16 protein-coding genes and 1 pseudogene are annotated in these 16,771 nt (G+C 42.6%); 5 read left to right on the top strand and 12 right to left on the bottom strand.

From position 1 onward, the window contains the following. The 5 genes from MF4642_RS11270 to MF4642_RS11250 form a co-directional block, all read right to left on the bottom strand. Window positions 1–126: GTP-binding protein (locus MF4642_RS11270; RefSeq protein ID WP_227518531.1), on the bottom strand; the 126-nt coding region annotated here is incomplete at its 3' end. 93 nt (window positions 127–219) lie between these two features. Then, complete coding sequence (gene fusA, locus MF4642_RS11265) at window positions 220–2,355, bottom strand: elongation factor G (RefSeq protein ID WP_005400176.1); 2,136 nt, start codon at window positions 2,353–2,355, stop codon at window positions 220–222. Window positions 2,356–2,485: 130 nt separating this feature from the next. Next, window positions 2,486–2,956, bottom strand: coding sequence for a 30S ribosomal protein S7 (gene rpsG / locus MF4642_RS11260; protein WP_004694929.1), 471 nt, complete (start codon window positions 2,954–2,956; stop codon window positions 2,486–2,488). 177 nt (window positions 2,957–3,133) lie between these two features. Next, window positions 3,134–3,508 carry a 30S ribosomal protein S12 gene (gene rpsL, locus MF4642_RS11255; protein WP_002050319.1) on the bottom strand — a complete coding sequence of 125 codons (375 nt, stop codon included), beginning with the start codon at window positions 3,506–3,508 and terminating at the stop codon, window positions 3,134–3,136. A gap of 154 nt (window positions 3,509–3,662) precedes the next feature. Next, window positions 3,663–5,120, bottom strand: coding sequence for an EcsC family protein (locus MF4642_RS11250; protein ID WP_078389943.1), 1,458 nt, complete (start codon window positions 5,118–5,120; stop codon window positions 3,663–3,665). Between the two features lie 278 nt (window positions 5,121–5,398). Here MF4642_RS11250 and MF4642_RS11245 point away from each other — a divergent pair, with 278 nt between their 5' ends. Continuing rightward, the gene (locus tag MF4642_RS11245; RefSeq protein ID WP_004694933.1) at window positions 5,399–6,628 is read left to right on the top strand and encodes a beta-ketoacyl synthase N-terminal-like domain-containing protein; all 1,230 of its coding nucleotides are present in this window, start codon (window positions 5,399–5,401) and stop codon (window positions 6,626–6,628) included. A 23-nt stretch (window positions 6,629–6,651) separates the two neighbouring features. Beyond that, window positions 6,652–7,104, top strand: coding sequence for a CopD family protein (locus MF4642_RS11240; protein ID WP_005011820.1), 453 nt, complete (start codon window positions 6,652–6,654; stop codon window positions 7,102–7,104). A gap of 81 nt (window positions 7,105–7,185) precedes the next feature. Here MF4642_RS11240 and MF4642_RS11235 read toward each other — a convergent pair whose 3' ends face one another. The 5 genes from MF4642_RS11235 to MF4642_RS11215 form a co-directional block, all read right to left on the bottom strand. Continuing rightward, entirely contained in the window at window positions 7,186–8,292 is a 1,107-nt protein-coding gene (locus MF4642_RS11235) for an acyltransferase family protein (protein ID WP_078426276.1), read from the bottom strand. A gap of 187 nt (window positions 8,293–8,479) precedes the next feature. After that, a complete protein-coding gene (locus MF4642_RS11230; protein ID WP_078426275.1) occupies window positions 8,480–9,922 on the bottom strand; it encodes an amino acid permease in 1,443 nt (480 codons plus the stop codon). 140 nt (window positions 9,923–10,062) lie between these two features. Further along, window positions 10,063–10,422 carry a RidA family protein gene (locus MF4642_RS11225; protein WP_078426274.1) on the bottom strand — a complete coding sequence of 120 codons (360 nt, stop codon included), beginning with the start codon at window positions 10,420–10,422 and terminating at the stop codon, window positions 10,063–10,065. A gap of 37 nt (window positions 10,423–10,459) precedes the next feature. Further along, on the bottom strand, window positions 10,460–11,557 hold the full coding sequence (gene alr, locus MF4642_RS11220; RefSeq protein WP_078426273.1) for an alanine racemase: 1,098 nt from the start codon (window positions 11,555–11,557) through the stop codon (window positions 10,460–10,462). Between the two features lie 36 nt (window positions 11,558–11,593). Further along, window positions 11,594–12,853: a D-amino acid dehydrogenase gene (locus MF4642_RS11215; protein ID WP_078426272.1), complete on the bottom strand. Its 1,260-nt coding sequence runs from the start codon at window positions 12,851–12,853 to the stop codon at window positions 11,594–11,596. 137 nt (window positions 12,854–12,990) lie between these two features. Between MF4642_RS11215 and MF4642_RS11210 the strand changes: the two genes are divergently transcribed. Together MF4642_RS11210 and MF4642_RS11205 are read left to right on the top strand one after the other, a co-directional pair. Further along, window positions 12,991–13,455, top strand: coding sequence for an Lrp/AsnC ligand binding domain-containing protein (locus tag MF4642_RS11210; protein WP_078426271.1), 465 nt, complete (start codon window positions 12,991–12,993; stop codon window positions 13,453–13,455). 84 nt (window positions 13,456–13,539) lie between these two features. Further along, window positions 13,540–14,276, top strand: a pseudogene (locus tag MF4642_RS11205) (sporulation protein). Between the two features lie 98 nt (window positions 14,277–14,374). On the opposite strand, the gene MF4642_RS11200 reads toward MF4642_RS11205, so the two are convergent. Further along, the gene (locus MF4642_RS11200) at window positions 14,375–15,019 is read right to left on the bottom strand and encodes an HAD-IA family hydrolase (RefSeq protein ID WP_078426270.1); all 645 of its coding nucleotides are present in this window, start codon (window positions 15,017–15,019) and stop codon (window positions 14,375–14,377) included. Between the two features lie 93 nt (window positions 15,020–15,112). Between MF4642_RS11200 and MF4642_RS11195 the strand changes: the two genes are divergently transcribed. Beyond that, entirely contained in the window at window positions 15,113–15,880 is a 768-nt protein-coding gene (locus MF4642_RS11195) for a hydroxymethylpyrimidine/phosphomethylpyrimidine kinase (RefSeq protein WP_078426269.1), read from the top strand. Window positions 15,881–15,996: 116 nt separating this feature from the next. On the opposite strand, the gene MF4642_RS11190 is transcribed toward MF4642_RS11195, so the two are convergent. Next, window positions 15,997–16,650, bottom strand: coding sequence for a nuclease-related domain-containing protein (locus MF4642_RS11190; RefSeq protein WP_227518542.1), 654 nt, complete (start codon window positions 16,648–16,650; stop codon window positions 15,997–15,999). Between the last annotated feature and the right edge of the window lie 121 nt (window positions 16,651–16,771).

Genomic DNA, 16,771 nt, shown 5'->3' with positions numbered 1-16,771 from the left:
GCCACCGAATTTCTTCGCACATACAGTTGCAATTGCAGCTGTTAAAGTTGTTTTACCATGGTCAACGTGACCGATTGTGCCCACGTTAACGTGTGGCTTATTACGTTCAAACTTAGCCTTAGCCATGAGATCTTCCTTTTTAAACTACTCATGCAGGATCACTGCATGAGCACTTGGTTTTTAACTATGAATTAGTTTGGGCTTATAGTAATCGAAAGATTACTCGTCGTCACCTTTTTTACCGCCAGACTGAAATTTAGAAATGATGCCTTCAGCCACGTTACGTGGAGTTTCAGCATATTTAGCAAATTCCATAGAGTATGTTGCACGGCCTTGAGACATAGAACGCATTTGAGTCGCGTAACCAAACATCTCTGCAAGTGGAACTTCAGCTTTAATTGCTTTAGTACCGCCAGGCAAGTCATCCATACCTTGAACCATACCACGACGACGGTTTAAGTCACCCATGATATCGCCCATGTAGTCTTCTGGAGTTTCTACTTCAACTTTCATGATCGGTTCAAGCAAGATAGGATCTGCTTTCATGAAACCGTCACGGAATGCGTAAGAACCTGCCATTTTGAACGATAATTCGTCCGAATCGACATCGTGGTAAGAACCGTCAAACAATGTAGCTTTGATGCCAACAACTGGGTAACCAGCAAGGACACCATTCTTCATACGCTCTTGGATACCTTTATCCACAGCACCGAAGAATTCTTTAGGAACTACACCACCAACAACTTCTTCAACGAATTCGTAATCTTTTTCTGATTCAGGATCCATTGGCTCTAAACGTACGTATACGTGACCAAATTTACCTTTACCACCAGTTTGACGTACGAATTTACCTTCTTGTTCAACTGTCTTCTTGATCGTTTCACGGTAAGAAACCATTGGTTTACCAATGTTTGCTTCAACACCGAATTCACGCTTCATACGGTCAACAATGATGTCAAGGTGAAGTTCACCCATACCAGCAATAATTGTTTGACCTGACTCTTCGTCAGTACGAACGCGGAATGATGGATCTTCCTTAGCCAAACGACCTAAAGCAATTGACATTTTTTCTTGGTCAGCTTTAGTTTTTGGTTCAACAGCCAATGCAATTACTGGCTCTGGGAATTCCATACGCTCAAGTGTGATGACATTTTTCTCATCACAAAGTGTATCACCCGTAGTAACGTCTTTAAGACCTACACACGCAGCGATATCACCCGCACGAATTTCTTCAACGTCTTGACGATCGTTCGCGTGCATTTGCACGATACGGCCGATACGTTCACGTTTAGATTTAACTGGGTTATAAACAGAATCACCTTGTTTAAGAACACCAGAGTAAACACGTACGAAAGTTAAGTTACCTACGAATTTGTCGTTCATGATTTTGAACGCAAGCGCAGAGAACGGAGCTTCGTCAGATGCTTCACGAATCGCTTTAGTTTCAGCTTTGTCGTCAAGAACACCTTCAATCGCTTTAACTTCTGTAGGCGACGGTAAGAATTCAATTACTGCGTCCAACATACGTTGAACACCTTTGTTTTTGAACGCTGTACCACAAAGCATTGGTTGAATTTGACAAGCCAAAGTTTGAACACGTAGACCAGCAACGATATCTTCTTTAGATAGTTCGCCTTCTTCTAGGTATTTGTCCATTAGCTCTTCAGAAGCTTCAGCAGCAGCTTCAACCATGTTTGTACGCCATTCTTCAGCAGTAGCTAGAAGTTCAGCCGGGATTTCACCGTATTCGAACTGCATACCTTGTGAAGCTTCATCCCAAATGATCGCTTTCATTTCGATCAAGTCGATTACGCCTTGGAAGTTTTCTTCAGCGCCAACAGGGATTACTACAGGTACAGGAGCTGCACCTAAACGTGTCTTCATTTGTTCAACAACACGGAAGAAGTTTGCACCAGTACGGTCCATCTTGTTCACGAATGCTAAACGAGGCACTTGGTATTTGTTCGCTTGACGCCATACAGTTTCAGACTGAGGTTGTACACCACCTACAGCACAGTAAACCATACACGCACCATCAAGAACACGCATAGAACGTTCAACTTCAATTGTGAAGTCAACGTGTCCCGGTGTATCAATTACGTTGATACGGTGTTCAGGGAACTGTTTAGACATACCTGACCAGAATGTAGTCGTAGCAGCAGAAGTAATGGTAATACCACGTTCTTGCTCTTGCTCCATCCAGTCCATTGTTGCTGCACCGTCGTGTACTTCACCAATTTTGTGAGATACACCTGTGTAGAACAAAATACGTTCTGTAGTTGTGGTTTTACCCGCATCAATGTGCGCAGAAATACCAATGTTACGATAACGAGAAATTGGGGTTTGACGAGCCATGATTTCTTGCATTCCTAAATTTTGTTGTTTAAAACAGGCGCTTTAAGCTGACGAACAGCTTAAAGCGATTCGATGACAGTTTGGCGTAAGCCAAGCTATCACCCTCCTGAATAGGGGCTGTTTTAGTCGCTTAGAAGCGGTAGTGAGAGAATGCTTTGTTGGCTTCAGCCATACGATGCACGTCATCACGTTTTTTAACCGCTGCGCCTTTACCTTCAGCTGCATCAAGCAACTCACCAGCAAGACGTAAAGCCATAGTTTTTTCAGAACGCTTAGCAGCAGCATCTACTAACCAACGCATAGCTAGAGCAGTACGACGGGATGGGCGTACTTCCATAGGTACTTGATAAGTAGCACCACCAACACGGCGTGCTTTTACTTCAACCATAGGACGAACTTTTTCAAGAGTAGTCTCGAAAAATTCAACTGGGTCTACTTTGTTTTTTTCTTGAACGCGGTCTAAAGCACCGTAAACGATACTTTCAGCAATAGATTTTTTACCATCTTGCATTACGTGGTTCATGAATTTAGCGATTGTTTGGCTGCTGAACTTAGGATCCGGAAGGATTTCACGAGCAGCAACTACGCGACGTCTTGGCATTTTAAACTACCTATATATATGACACTTCAGGTTAATCCAGCCGTAGCACAAAGTGTCATGTGCTTTCGCTGGCCTTACTACACGTCGCTTGAATTTCACAAAATTAATGCAGAAATCAGACAAGCGAGACGATAAAGGATTGCAGTTCTAGCGAACTAAGAGGTTAATCTCGAAAGATTATTTCTTAGGACGTTTAGTACCGTATTTAGAACGAGACTGGTTACGATCTTTCACACCAGCACAGTCTAAAGAACCACGAACGGTATGGTAACGTACACCTGGTAAGTCTTTAACACGACCACCACGGATAAGAACAACACTGTGCTCTTGTAGGTTGTGGCCTTCACCACCGATGTAGCTAGAAACTTCAAAGCCAGAAGTTAAACGCACACGGCAAACTTTACGCATTGCTGAGTTAGGTTTTTTAGGTGTAGTTGTGTAAACACGTGTACAAACACCACGACGTTGTGGACAAGCCTTCAACGCAGGAACTTTAGATTTTTCAACTAAAGTCGTACGACCCTTACGGATCAACTGATTTGTTGTTGCCATTTGGCAATTCTCCCGTTAATAAAAAACCCAAAAAAAGACGACTTTTTGAGGGCATGCAATTGTAAGCTAAGACGTAAAAATGGTCAACATTTCAAACTACATGTAATGTTGACCAAATCAGGGCTTTTACAAATTTCTATCTATTTTAAAGGGTTTATTTTTTACTTGGCGCATTTCGTCTTTTTGTAACCTTTTTTTCAGTCGGCTCTACAGCGGGTTTTGCTGTGACTTTTGAAGCCATATTGGGTTCATTTTCCGTAAAAGACTCATTATTGTTCTGTGTGGTCTCCTCAACCTCATCCACTGGATATAAATCTGCAAGATCCTCTTCCATTTGTAGGGCTGGTTGCTGCGGTGCAACAGCATCATGGGGTTCAATCATTTGATCTGCGAGTTGTTCCAGCCCTTGTTGAACACGTTCTTCGGTTGCGACAGGCTCTGTAACTTTGTCAGACTTTTTCTGGATTTTAACCTTGGTAATACTTTGATGACCTTTTAACTCTACTTCAGCCCCAATCTTCAAATCTGAACTATCGGTCTCTGATGTACTGCGCTGTGACAGCAGTCGTGGCGAGGCTTTCACCAAAAGCTCAAGTGAGCGTTCATATGCAGTTAAAGCACTCAGGCTAGTATCTTTTTGTTGAATGATATATTGACGGGCTTGTGAAAAAACCAGTTGTGCTTTTTGGTGTACATCATCAACAAGGCGCCAACTATAAGCTGCACTCACCCCTGCACTGGCAATTGGTGTGAGTTTTGCTAACTTATTCAGTAGCGATAGGTTAACAATCGACTGCCCCCATTTCAGCTGACCATCGGCATTGGTCAACCATTTCTTTAAGGCTTCAATATCATTGCTTGAACCTAAAAGCTGTTGTAACTGAGAGACATCATGGGTTTGCAAGGTACTTGAAATGGCTTTTATCGCCATCAACAAAGTTTGTTTTTCCGCAATCAGCCCAAGATCAATCTGTTTAAAAATAAACTGGACGATGTCTTGATCAGATTCTTTAGTTAAGTCAAAGCCATAAGAACGCCCCACCTGATAAATCATACGTAACGACATCACCAAGGAAGCGGGTACATCTACGGTTGAGCCCACAAAGCCCGTTGCTCCAGTCAGTGCACCTTGCAAGATAGCAATAATTTTATTTTGTTCGGACAGTGCCTGACTAATCCGTTTTGAACGGTCGACATCTTGGGTCAACATTTCTAAATCACGCACGCCCGCTTCATCTAAAACGGCATCGACCGAGCTCATACTCGAGCTAAATTGATTGAGCTGGCTAAAAAAATAATCTGCGGCTTTATCGGAAAGTTGTGGCGACACAAAATGTGCCACTCGATTTGCGTTGACATAATGACGTCCTAATAAATGACGTGATACTGTCGGCAGATGGTCTCTTAAGACTTGCTGCGGGTGTTCATAACGCTTATTTTTCGATTTTGTTTTTGTACTCGCACTATCACCAGTTGTAGCATTGGTCAGTGCTGAGGCCGTATCTGGGCTCACTTGGTTTAATATGTTTAAACCTGTATGGCTGAGCTTTTTAGCCACTCCGAAGGCATTTGAAAAGAAACCACTGCGCTGTTTATTGTTTGAATCCGCCATTCCGTACCCCGTACTTTATAATCTTTCATTTCTAGCTAAATACTAGGTGTAGTACGCATTTATCTCAATAAGAATATGTGTCTTTTAGTAAAGTTGAAATGCTCTGCTCCTGATTTTAAGACAAGTCAAATTGGCATAGGATTTGCCATAAGAATTAAAAATTCTTTCTGCTATTATGATCTGCATTGAAAACATAAGAGTTGCAATTGGCTTAGAAATAAATTGTTGATTCATCTTTAAGCGCAACTCTGCAAAACCACCATATAAGGGATCTTTAAATGAAACGTGTAGTAATCACTGGCATGGGTATCAACTCATGTATCGGTAATACTTTGGAAGAAGTTACTCATGCATTACAAAACGGGATTTCTGGGACACGTTTTAACCCAACCTATGCTGAACTCAATTTTAAAAGTCATATCAGCGCTGCTGCTGAACAAGACTTTGATGGTATCGACCGTAAGCTAAAACGCTTTATGGGTGTTTGTGCCATGTATGCATACAATGCTGCGGTTGCTGCGGTTGAAAATGCAGGCTTAACAGCAGAGCAAATTGGTGGCAACCCACGCTATGGTATCGCGGGCGGTTCAGGTGGTGGCTCAACTGCATCTGTAGTTGAAATGAAAGAATTGTTAGACACCAAAGGCGCACGTAAAGTTGGTCCGTTCTTCGTACCACGCAATATGTCGAACACAATTACAGCAAACGTTGGTGTTGCTTTTAAAATGCAAGGTGTTGCACACACCATTACCAGCGCATGCGCAACGTCTGCTGATGCAATTGGTTATGCCTACAACCTAATTCAACTCGGCAAACAAGACTTAATGCTTGCAGGTGGTGGTGAAGAAGATCACTGGTCTCAAAGCTTGTTATTTGATGCGATGGGTGCACTGTGCTCAAAATACAATGACACACCAGAAACAGCGTCTCGCCCTTATTCAGCAGACCGTGATGGTTTCGTGATTGCTGGCGGTGGCGGTTTTGTAGTGCTTGAGTCTTTAGAACATGCGCAAGCACGTGGTGCCAACATTTTGGCTGAAGTCGTGGGCTATGCTGCAAACTCTGATGGTGCAGACATGGTTGCGCCATCTGGTGAAGGTGCGACACGTTGTGTACTGATGGCACTTGAAGAAGCAAAACAACACGGCGTAGACAAAATTGACTATGTGAATACGCATGGTACGTCGACGCCTGCTGGTGACATCACTGAATTAAAAGCAATGGAACGTGCATTTGGCGAAGGTCAAGTTCCTCCACTCAGCTCAACCAAGTCAATGACAGGTCATAGCTTGGGTGCTGCTGGTGTACAAGAAGCGATCTACTCTGTGCTAATGATGCAAAATGACTTTATTGCACCAAACATCAACGTGACTGAACTGGATGAAGGCGCAAAACCATTTGATATCGTGCTTGAAAAACGTGACGCAAAATTGAATACTGTGATGAGTAACAGTTTCGGTTTTGGCGGCGTAAATGCATGTCTCATTTTCAAAAAGTGGGAAGGCTAAGCCGCCCATTTTAGGGTGACTTGATGGATGCTCCTTCTGATGCTTTCTTGTGGGTAAAAGCATTACATATTATTGCCGTGGTGTGTTGGTTCGCTGCATTGTTCTACTTACCACGGCTCTATGTTTACCATGCCATGAGTGATGATGCCGTCAGTCATCAACGTTTTGAAGTCATGGAACGCAAGTTGTACCGTGGCATTATGTGGCCGTCGATGATTGCAACTCTGATCACGGCACACTTCTTGGTCGATTGGGGTGATGCAACGCGCCACTACCATGAAGCCCTGTGGTTCTACCTCAAAGTTGGTTTGGTTGGACTGTTAGTGATTTATCACTTTGTCTGCGGTTATTACCGTAAGAAATTGATTGGTCATGCGCACTACAAGTCACACAAATTTTGGCGCTTCTTTAATGAAATGCCGACCCTCATTTTATTTGCTGTGGTGATTTTAGTCGTGGTTAAACCGACATTTTAAAATCCCACACTTAAAAAGCCCCGATTGATTCGGGGCTTTTTAATGTCTGTACAAAATCAACAGCACAGTTCAAGATCAGTATTACGAACGTATCCAAGATTGACGAATTTTTAAATTGAGCGGGGTTGAATAATATTTCTCAATCGCCCAACTCAAAATAAACACCGCGATAAAATAAACAGGCAACAACATCAGCTTTTCAGCCGCTAAAGTGTCTTTTGGGAAATACACCACTTTCATTAAGCCGAGAACAATTAAGTGAAACAAATACATTTCATAACTACGCTGCCCAATCCAAACCAAACTCCGTGCCGTGTATGAGGCAGGTTTAACTTTCGGCTCTTGAGAAAAGCAAAATATGAGTAACGCCGTAAGTAACGCAAATACGCTGATACCCCATGTACTCACCTCTTTGATGGGTGCATAAAAATATAAAGCGGTCATCAGCAACGCTGTTACTGCAACAATCATTTTTTGATTGTAAATGGCACCTTTGAAATGCTGCGTATACATTGCGGTGAGGCAGCCAATGGCAATTCCATCGAAACTAGAAAAATAATGATACAGATAAGCACCACTTTCCTCGCCAAAATGGAGGGCACGAAAATACGGTGCATACGCGATGACAGCGAGTAGAAAAACAATAAAGCCTTTGCCTCGACCCAGTGCTAAACACAGGACAGGAAATGCCAAATAGAAAACCTCTTCAACCGATAAAGACCACAATACGCCCAAGGCATAGTTCACCCAGCCGTATTCAATAATCAATAGATTCATCCAGAAACTCAAAGCTGAAAGAATAGTCACAGCATAGGACACCTCTTTGCCATTGGGTGACTGATTGAGAAAGGGTTGCAACCCTAAACTTCCGAGCACACTGACCATCGCAACCAATAACACCAGACACGGTATGATTCGGGCAATACGACGGATATAAAAATCTTTCAGCTTAATCTGCGCCAAAGATCCACTACGCTGTAAGGTATGCTGGGTAATCAAAAAACCTGAAATGACAAAAAACATGGTCACACCATAGTTGCCGTTTCGTGCAAGCAAGGTACTTAAGCTCTCGCCCCCAATGGGGATGCCGAGAAAGGTATCGTGTAATTTATACGGAATATTGAAATGATGAATCAGCACCAATAGGATGGACACGCCACGTAGGATGTCGATTTTATAATTACGCATAAATCATTGTTAAAATTTTAAAGTGCCTCATTAAAAGTGAAATCGCCTGATTTAGACAGCTTTTATATATAAAATCATACAATGATCTAACACTGAATTAGAACCCATTGATTCAGCTCAAGCAAAAAGAAAGCCCTACTTTTGCAGGGCTTTCTTTCAAATATCACGAGTACAGAATAAATGTTACTTAGTTATCCAATTGCTGCCCTAACAGACGTTTTTTCATACGTAGTTTGTACAGCAGTTGATACGTCACGGCTAAAATAATCACCCATAGTGGACTGATCATGAGTGCACGAAGAGTATCCGCCTCTAAACTCAAAATAATCAACGTAAAGAACAAGAAGATTAAGACCACATAAGACATCCAAACACCGCCTGGCATTTTAAAGGTCGATTTTGCATGTAGCTCAGGACGCAATTTACGATAGCGGATATAGCACACCATAATAATGCTCCAGATACTGATGAACAGAATCACACACAATGAGCTGGCTAATGTAAAGGCTTCAACCGTGTTTGGTACAAAGTACTGCAGCGCAGCACCTGCCATGATAAAAGCACATGAGAAGAATAAGCCTTTTGCTGGTACTGCACGTTTTGACAGACGCGCTAGGCTCTGTGGTGCTTGCCCTTCTCTTGCCAAACCAAACAGCATACGTGATGTAGAGAACACACCACTATTCATTGAAGACATCACTGAAGACAGCACCACCAAGTTCATAATGATGGCTGAAGTCGGAATACCTGCATGTAAAAATAGTGAAACGAACGGACTTTGATCCGCAGGAATTTGATTCCACGGCGTCACCGACATCACCACAAATAATGACAAGACATAGAACAAAATGATACGGGTTGGAATCGCATTCACTGCTTTAGGTAAGTTCTTTTCAGGATCTTTGGTTTCAGCAGCCATGGTTCCAATTAGCTCTACACCGACAAAGGCAAAGAGTGCAATTTGAAAACCTGCTAGAAAGCCACTACCACCTTTAGGAAACATGCCGCCATGCGACCAGACATTGGTAAAGCTGGAAGCCGTGCCATCCGGTGAGTGAAAATGGCTGAATACCATAAAGCCGCCTATCACGATCAGCCCTAAAATGGCTAAAATTTTGATTAAAGCAAACCAAAATTCAATTTCACCAAAGAGTTTCACGGTCAGCAAATTTAACCCAAGGACAAACAGCACACAGCCGACACTGATTAAAGCCTGCCCCATGGGAGTAAAGGCCATGTCTGGCGGGAGCCAAAAGCCGAGATAGTTAATAATGGCTGCCAAGTCCGCAATACCAACCAAGACCCAACCGAGCCAATAGGACCAACCGATATAGTAACCCGCACCCGGCCCAATCAGATCATGAGCCATGTCGATAAACGACTTATAGTGCAAATTTGACAATAAAATTTCGCCCAATGCACGCATTAGGAAGAAGAACATGGTCCCGATAATCATATAAATGATTAGGATAGAAGGACCAGCAAGAGAGATGGTTTTGCCCGAACCCATGAACAGGCCCGTACCAATCGCGCCACCAATGGCAATCAATTGCAGGTGGCGGTTGGATAATTTCCGTTGTAATTCATGCGATGATGCATTTGCACCGTCAGCTTGTGGGGTAGTCGTCATAATTTAACATCCTGTTAAAGTCCTTTTGCGTATAAACCATGTTCATACAGTGCTCGTTATCCTAACGGGCGGCATTTATACGCTCATCAGCACTTCGGTTGAAACCCAAGCGCTGATATACACGGGGAGAGTTTAAAAAATTAGTTTTGTGCAGCCGTCACTGCAATTTCGATCAACCAATTTGGATTAACCAAATCAGCCTGAATCGTGGCACGTGAAGGCGCTACACAACCCTTCATCCAATCAATCCAAATCGTATTGACTGTTGAAAAATCAGAGAGATTTTTGATGTAAAGCTGAGCAGATAACAAACGTGATTTATCTGTATTTGCCAAAGCTAAAAGCTCATCAATTGTTGCTAAAATTTCACGGGTCTGACCTGCGACATCATTGTCGGTATTTTTTGGCACTTGCCCTGACAAATACACCACTTGATTAAACACAGTGACTGCACTCATGACTTCGTTGGTGTTGAATTTTTGAATGTCTGAATGTGACATAGGTCTTTCCTTGTATGAAACTGTATAAAAATAAAATTTAATCTTGGATAAAATTGACACGTGCAGTGACAGCACACATCAGCTCATAGCCAATCGTGCCTGAACCTGCTGCGACTTCATCAATGCTGAGTACAGCATCCTGTTTCGATGTACCCCACAGCACCACTTCACTGCCGAATTGGGCATTTGGAAGGTGAGATAAATCGACCGCCAACATGTCCATGCTGACACGCCCGACCAAGCGGCTGCGTTGTCCATCAACTAAAATAGGCGTACCTGTTGCGGTAATCCGTTGATAACCATCGGCATAACCACAAGCCACAATACCCACACGCATGTCGCTTTCAGCAATGAACTTTGAGCCATAACCGACGCTATCGCCTGCTTTTAATTGCTGAATGGCAATCAACTCGCTGCGCAAACTCATGGCTGGTTGCAAGTCCCAGTCCTGAATCGAATGGCTTGGATAATCTGGAGAACTACCATAGAGCATGATGCCGCTACGGATCACATCCGACTGCAACTGTTCATGGCGGAGAATGGCTGCACTGTTACTGACTGAACGTGCACCCGGTAGATCATGGGTGATGGCATCAAATAACTGACATTGATGCGCAATGCCTTCACGTCCGAAACGCTCACCATCGGCATCCGAAAAATGCATCATATGGGTCAAGCGTTGAACTTGAGGCAAACTGGAAAGCTGCTGCCACACTTGACGGTATTGTTCAGGACGGAAACCTAGACGGTTCATACCGCTGTTCATTTTTAAATAAACATCGAACTGCGCCTCTAAAGGAAAACGCGCTAACCATTCGAGTTGATATTCACTATGAATACTAAAGCTTAGATCCAACTCATGGCAGTCAAATAGATCTTGCTCTGAAAAAATACCTTCGAGTAACAGAACTGGACCTGTCCAGCCCAAAGCACGGATACGTTTCGCCTCTGCCAAATCGAGCAACGCAAAACCATCAGCAGATTTGAACGCTTGATAGACACGTTCAATGCCATGACCATAGGCATTGGCTTTGACCACCGCATAGACTTGGCTATTCGGCATTTTAGTGCGAGCAACATTTAAATTATGCTGCAGTGATTGGCTATGAATCACTGCAGTAATTGGACGTGGCATTTTCTTCTTCCTTGAATCAATATGACCTAAAACGAATTAGGCTGCTGAAGGGTAACGTTGAATCGATAGACCTTCAGTACTGATGTCTGGTTGATGATTCATCACCAAGTCACTAATAAGCTTGCCTGAACCACATGCCATGGTCCAACCCAGGGTGCCATGTCCTGTATTCAAGAATAAGTTTTTAAAACGAGTCGCACCAATAATCGGCGTAGAGTCTGGTGTCATTGGACGTAAACCCGTCCAGAAACTTGCTTCAGCTAAATTTCCACCTGGGAATAAGTCTTGAGTCACCATTTCCAAGGTCGCACGGCGGTCTTGGTTTAAACCGTGGTTGAAACCACTCAGTTCAGCCATACCACCCACACGGATACGTTGGTCAAAACGCGTAATAGCAATTTTATAAGTTTCATCAAGAACCGTAGACTGCGGTGCAAATGCAGGATCTACAATTGGGATCGTCAGTGAGTAGCCTTTGACAGGATACACAGGCAAATTCAAATTCAATGGTTTTAAGAAATCACGTGAATAACTACCAAAAGCAAGCACATAACGGTCTGCTGTAAGCACTTGACCATCAACCACTACGCCTTTGATTTCATCTCCTTCAACCACTAGTTTTTCAACATTTTGGTTAAATTTAAATTCTACGCCCATGTCTTTCGCAAGGTTTGCCAAAGCATTGGTAAATAGGTAACAGTCACCTGTTTCATCATTCGGTAAATGTAAACCACCCACCAGTTTGTCTTTGGCATAGGCTAAAGCTGGCTCGACTTTGGCTAAGTCATCTTTTAATAATAGTTCGTAGTCGACGCCACATTCTTTTAACACTTGGATGTCACGTTGTACGGCATCCAATTGGGCTTCATTACGGAAAACCTGCAAAGTTCCTTTCGCGCGGTTTTCATAGTGAATGCCTGTTTCTTTACGCAGTTCACGTAAGCAGTCACGGCTGTATTCAGCAACACGCGTCATACGTTCTTTGTTAATAGCATAGCTTTGTGGATTGCAGTTTTTCAACATTTGCGCCATCCAGTTCAACTGCCACATGCTACCATCGATGTTAATCGCTAAAGGTGCATGGTGTTGGAACATCCACTTTACGGCTTTAAACGGAATACCGGGTGCAGCCCACGGTGTAGAATAACCTGGAGAGATTTGCCCTGCGTTACCAAAGCTAGTTTCTTCAGCAGGACCAGTTTGACGGTCTAAAACCGTAACGCTTGCGCCTTGTTGTGCAAGGTAATACGCACTTGCAACACCGATGACACCACTACCTAAGACAATTACACGCATGACTGATCCCTTACACACACTAGTTTATTTCACTAGTATATTTTTAGGTTAATAGTTTTTTTCACTGTTTTTAACATTATAATCTAGGTAAATCGCCATTTTTGTCGCGCTAAAATTCTAAACATAGGAAATTTATAATGCTTAAATTAGATCGGATTGATCAGCAGATTTTAGACATTTTGCAGCGCGATGGACGAATTGCGATTAGTGAATTGGCCTCTCGCGTCAACCTCTCAACCACACCCTGTTCAGAACGTGTCAAACGCTTAGAGCGGGACGGTATTATCATGGGTTACTACGCACGCCTCAATCCACAACTGGTCGATCGAAACTTATTGGTATTTTTAGAAATTAAGCTATCAGCTAAGTCTGGCGATGTGTTTGATCAAGTGGCACGTGACTTGGTCGAAATTCCTGAGGTTTTAGAATGCCATCTGATTTCAGGTGAATTCGATTATTTGGTCAAAGCCCGTTTAAAAGAAATGAGTGCCTACCGACGCCTATTGGGCGATTTACTAAAAAAACTGCCCTCTTCAGCATCATCGCACAGTTATATTGTGATGGAAGAAGTCAAAGAAAGTTTTTATTTGGACATTCGCTAACAGCTTATTAAAAATATGCATTTTAAAAATGCATTCACTTTAAATGTTTAAAACTTATCGATTCCCTATTGGAAGTTCTGCACCATGTTTAACAAACTCATGTCTAGTCTTGGCTTACAAGGCATTCAAGTGGATACTCGTCTACACACCACCGCGCCACAAGCGGGTCAAGCCATTCAGGGTGAGGTTATTTTTAAAGGTGCCGCGTCTAATAAAATTATCAACGGTATTTATTTAAAGCTCATGACCACAGCTGAAGTTGAGTCAGACGATGCTGAATACAATAGTGCGTTAAGTATTGCCGAATGGCACATTAGCGGGGCTTTTGAGTTACAAGCTCATCAGTCACATGCATTTCCTTTTTCGATTCAACTGCCCTTTGAAACGCCAATTACAGATGTGCCTTGCCGCCTCAATAAAACCCGAGTGTGGTTACATACGCATCTCGATGTGGACTGGGGGCTCGATGCAACTGAATAAAGACTATTTACAGATTTTACCGACACCGGCTATGCAGGCGTTTATTCAAGCAATGCGGTTTTCAGTTGATGACCGTCGATGTTGAAAAAGGTCAACTACGTGGTAACGGCTTCCACTCGAGCATTGGTTGTTATCAAGAACTTGAATTTAAACCTACGCAATTGTTCAACAGCATCAACGAAGTTGAAGTGTCCTTTGTGGCAGAGCAACATCAGACCCATGTGCTTTTGGAAGTGGATCGTAAATTTCGCGGTGATGGCTTCAACAGCCTTAGCATTCCCCATCAGCAGGCCAATCCTGCACTGTTAGCGAATGAAATTAGGCGTATGTTGGGACTTTAATTTTTTAATCACTGCGCACGACTATTTAAATGTAGAAAAGTCGTGCGCAATCGAAAAAGGCGTTATTTAAACCCTGTCCGAATTAAATTCTGTCTGAATTAAATAAAGTCCAAGATATCAGCAAAGGTTTTAATTCGTGCTTTAGGTGCGGCTTCCGTCAACTCTTGATCAGAACCATAACCGTATTCCACCGCAATGGTTTCAATACCGTTACGACGTGCACCCAAAATGTCATGCTCACGATCACCAACCATCAGACATTCTTCTGCTTTTAACTGCTCTTTTTCTAAAATATAAGCGATCAAATCTCCCTTATTGGTCCGCTCACCGTTCAGCTCACTGCCATAAGGGTGCACAAAGTATTGCAGTAAATTGAAATGCTCTAAGATTTGACGGGCATAGACTTCTGGTTTTGCTGTCGCCAAATACAAGTGATAGCCCTGCTCAGTCAGTTTTTTTAAGGTCGGTTCAACATCGGCAAATAAATGGTTTTCATATAAACCTTTCACCGCAAAACGCTCACGATAGCCCAATAAAGCTTGCTCTGCCAAAACATCATCCACTGCAACATTTAAAAGTTTTGCCAAAGACGCTTTTAGTGGTGGCCCAATAATCCAGTCAATGTTTAGATCTTCAGCAATGGGGTGTCCGACTTTGTTTAAGCCATAACGCGCACTGGTGGTAATGCCAACTTTCGGATCTGTTAAGGTTCCATCTAAATCTAGCAAAATATGTTTAATCACAGCTGATCCTTCTTGGGCTTTAAATAAAATACTATCGAGAGTTCTGCTAAAGTTGCCTATACTATCGCAAATTTTCGCAACAAGGATATTTCTGTGCGCGCAACCGTACTGTGCTTTTCTGGTTTAGACCCTTCAGGTGGTGCTGGTTTACAGGCCGATATCGAAGCGATTGGTCAAAGTGGTGCGCATGCAGCCATTGCGTGTACAGCACTCACTGTTCAAAACTCGCAACAAGTGTTTGGTTTTGAAGCAACATCAAAAGAATTGCTGTTAGCTCAGGCACACGCTGTTGTCGGTGATTTACCGATTAGAGCCGTAAAATCTGGCATGTTAGGCACCACAGATAATATTGCAGCACTGGCTGAGTTTCTACGTGAACATCCTGAGTACAAGTATGTGCTCGACCCTGTTTTAGTAGCGAACAGTGGAGGTTCTCTGGGTGATCAAGCCACCTTGGTCAAAGCCTTTGTTGAGCTGATCCCATTGGCGGACATTATTACCCCAAATACAGTTGAACTACGAGCGTTAACAGGTCTCGATGACTTAGCTACCGCAACGCAAAAACTGTTTGAAATGGGTGCCAAAGCGGTACTGGTCAAAGGTGGTCATGAAGACACACCAGACTATATTCGTAATGCCCTGTTTGTGAATGGCGAGCTCATTTCTGAAACTCGCTGCCCGCGTTTAGCTGGTGAATATCACGGTTCAGGTTGTTCGCTGGCGAGTTTTATTGCGGGTCGTTTGGCGCAAGGTGACAGTGTTAAAGTCGCAGTACATCATGCCGAAACATGGCTCTTTGGTGTATTAAAACAGGCAGAAACACCTGTTGAAGGCGGTCAAAAAATTCCAAAGCGTTTTTAAGTTAGAAAAAAACTGCAAAGATAAAAGCCAGTCCATGAAGAAATGGACCGGCTTTTTTTAAATTCTAGATTTTATTTTCGGCACAAAATGAATCAGTCAGCTATGAAATGGAGTATTTAACTATCTTGATGGCGTTGTTTTAAATGTGCCACATGCTCACGGTTGGTTTTCCATGACTTTTCTAACACTTCTTTTTCAATCCGAAGCTGAATCCTTTTCAGTTTCATCGCTGGAATCACCAGTGTGTCAAAGGTCTTAATATAATCGACCCATGCTTTACCTTTAAATACCGTACTGGGCATCGCAGTTTTAAACTCGCATTCAGGCATGAACACCACAGTAGAATGGATATAATCTACATCGACAATATCTTGCAACACACTTTGCAGCACTTTGACGTGTTTATAATTTTGATGCAGCGGATTTTGAAATTTAAAACTCTTTTTATAAATTTTCTGCGTCCACATCTTTTGACGTTCACCACCAAAAATCCAGCCCTTATAGTTTTTGGTTTCAATCACAAAAACACCAAAGGGACTCAATAGAATATGGTCTATTTGAGTTGTCCCTCCCTGCTCATCAGGCAAAGTCACATCGTTAATTAAAATATAACGCTCATCCAAATATAATTTCACATGCGCTTGAACTGCGAACTCACCGAATTTTCCTTTCAGATAAGGCTTAAACGCTTTTAAAAGGCCGATCCCAAACAAGATCAGTAGCATCCACCACAGTTCTGAAAACACATTCCCCACAATTTGACTCATCATATTATTCATCGTTATTTGAGTTAGAGACACGATTCTTTAAAAGAATACAGATTAAAACATAAGATACTGATTTTTAAATTATTAAACTAAAATACGAGCGTAAAAAATCCGAAACACATGC

It is taken from the genome of Acinetobacter sp. MF4642, assembly GCF_002018925.1.
GTDB lineage: Bacteria > Pseudomonadota > Gammaproteobacteria > Pseudomonadales > Moraxellaceae > Acinetobacter > Acinetobacter johnsonii.
The sequence above is the reverse complement of the archived record's forward strand: the minus strand, read 5'-3'. Positions and strand labels throughout refer to the sequence as shown.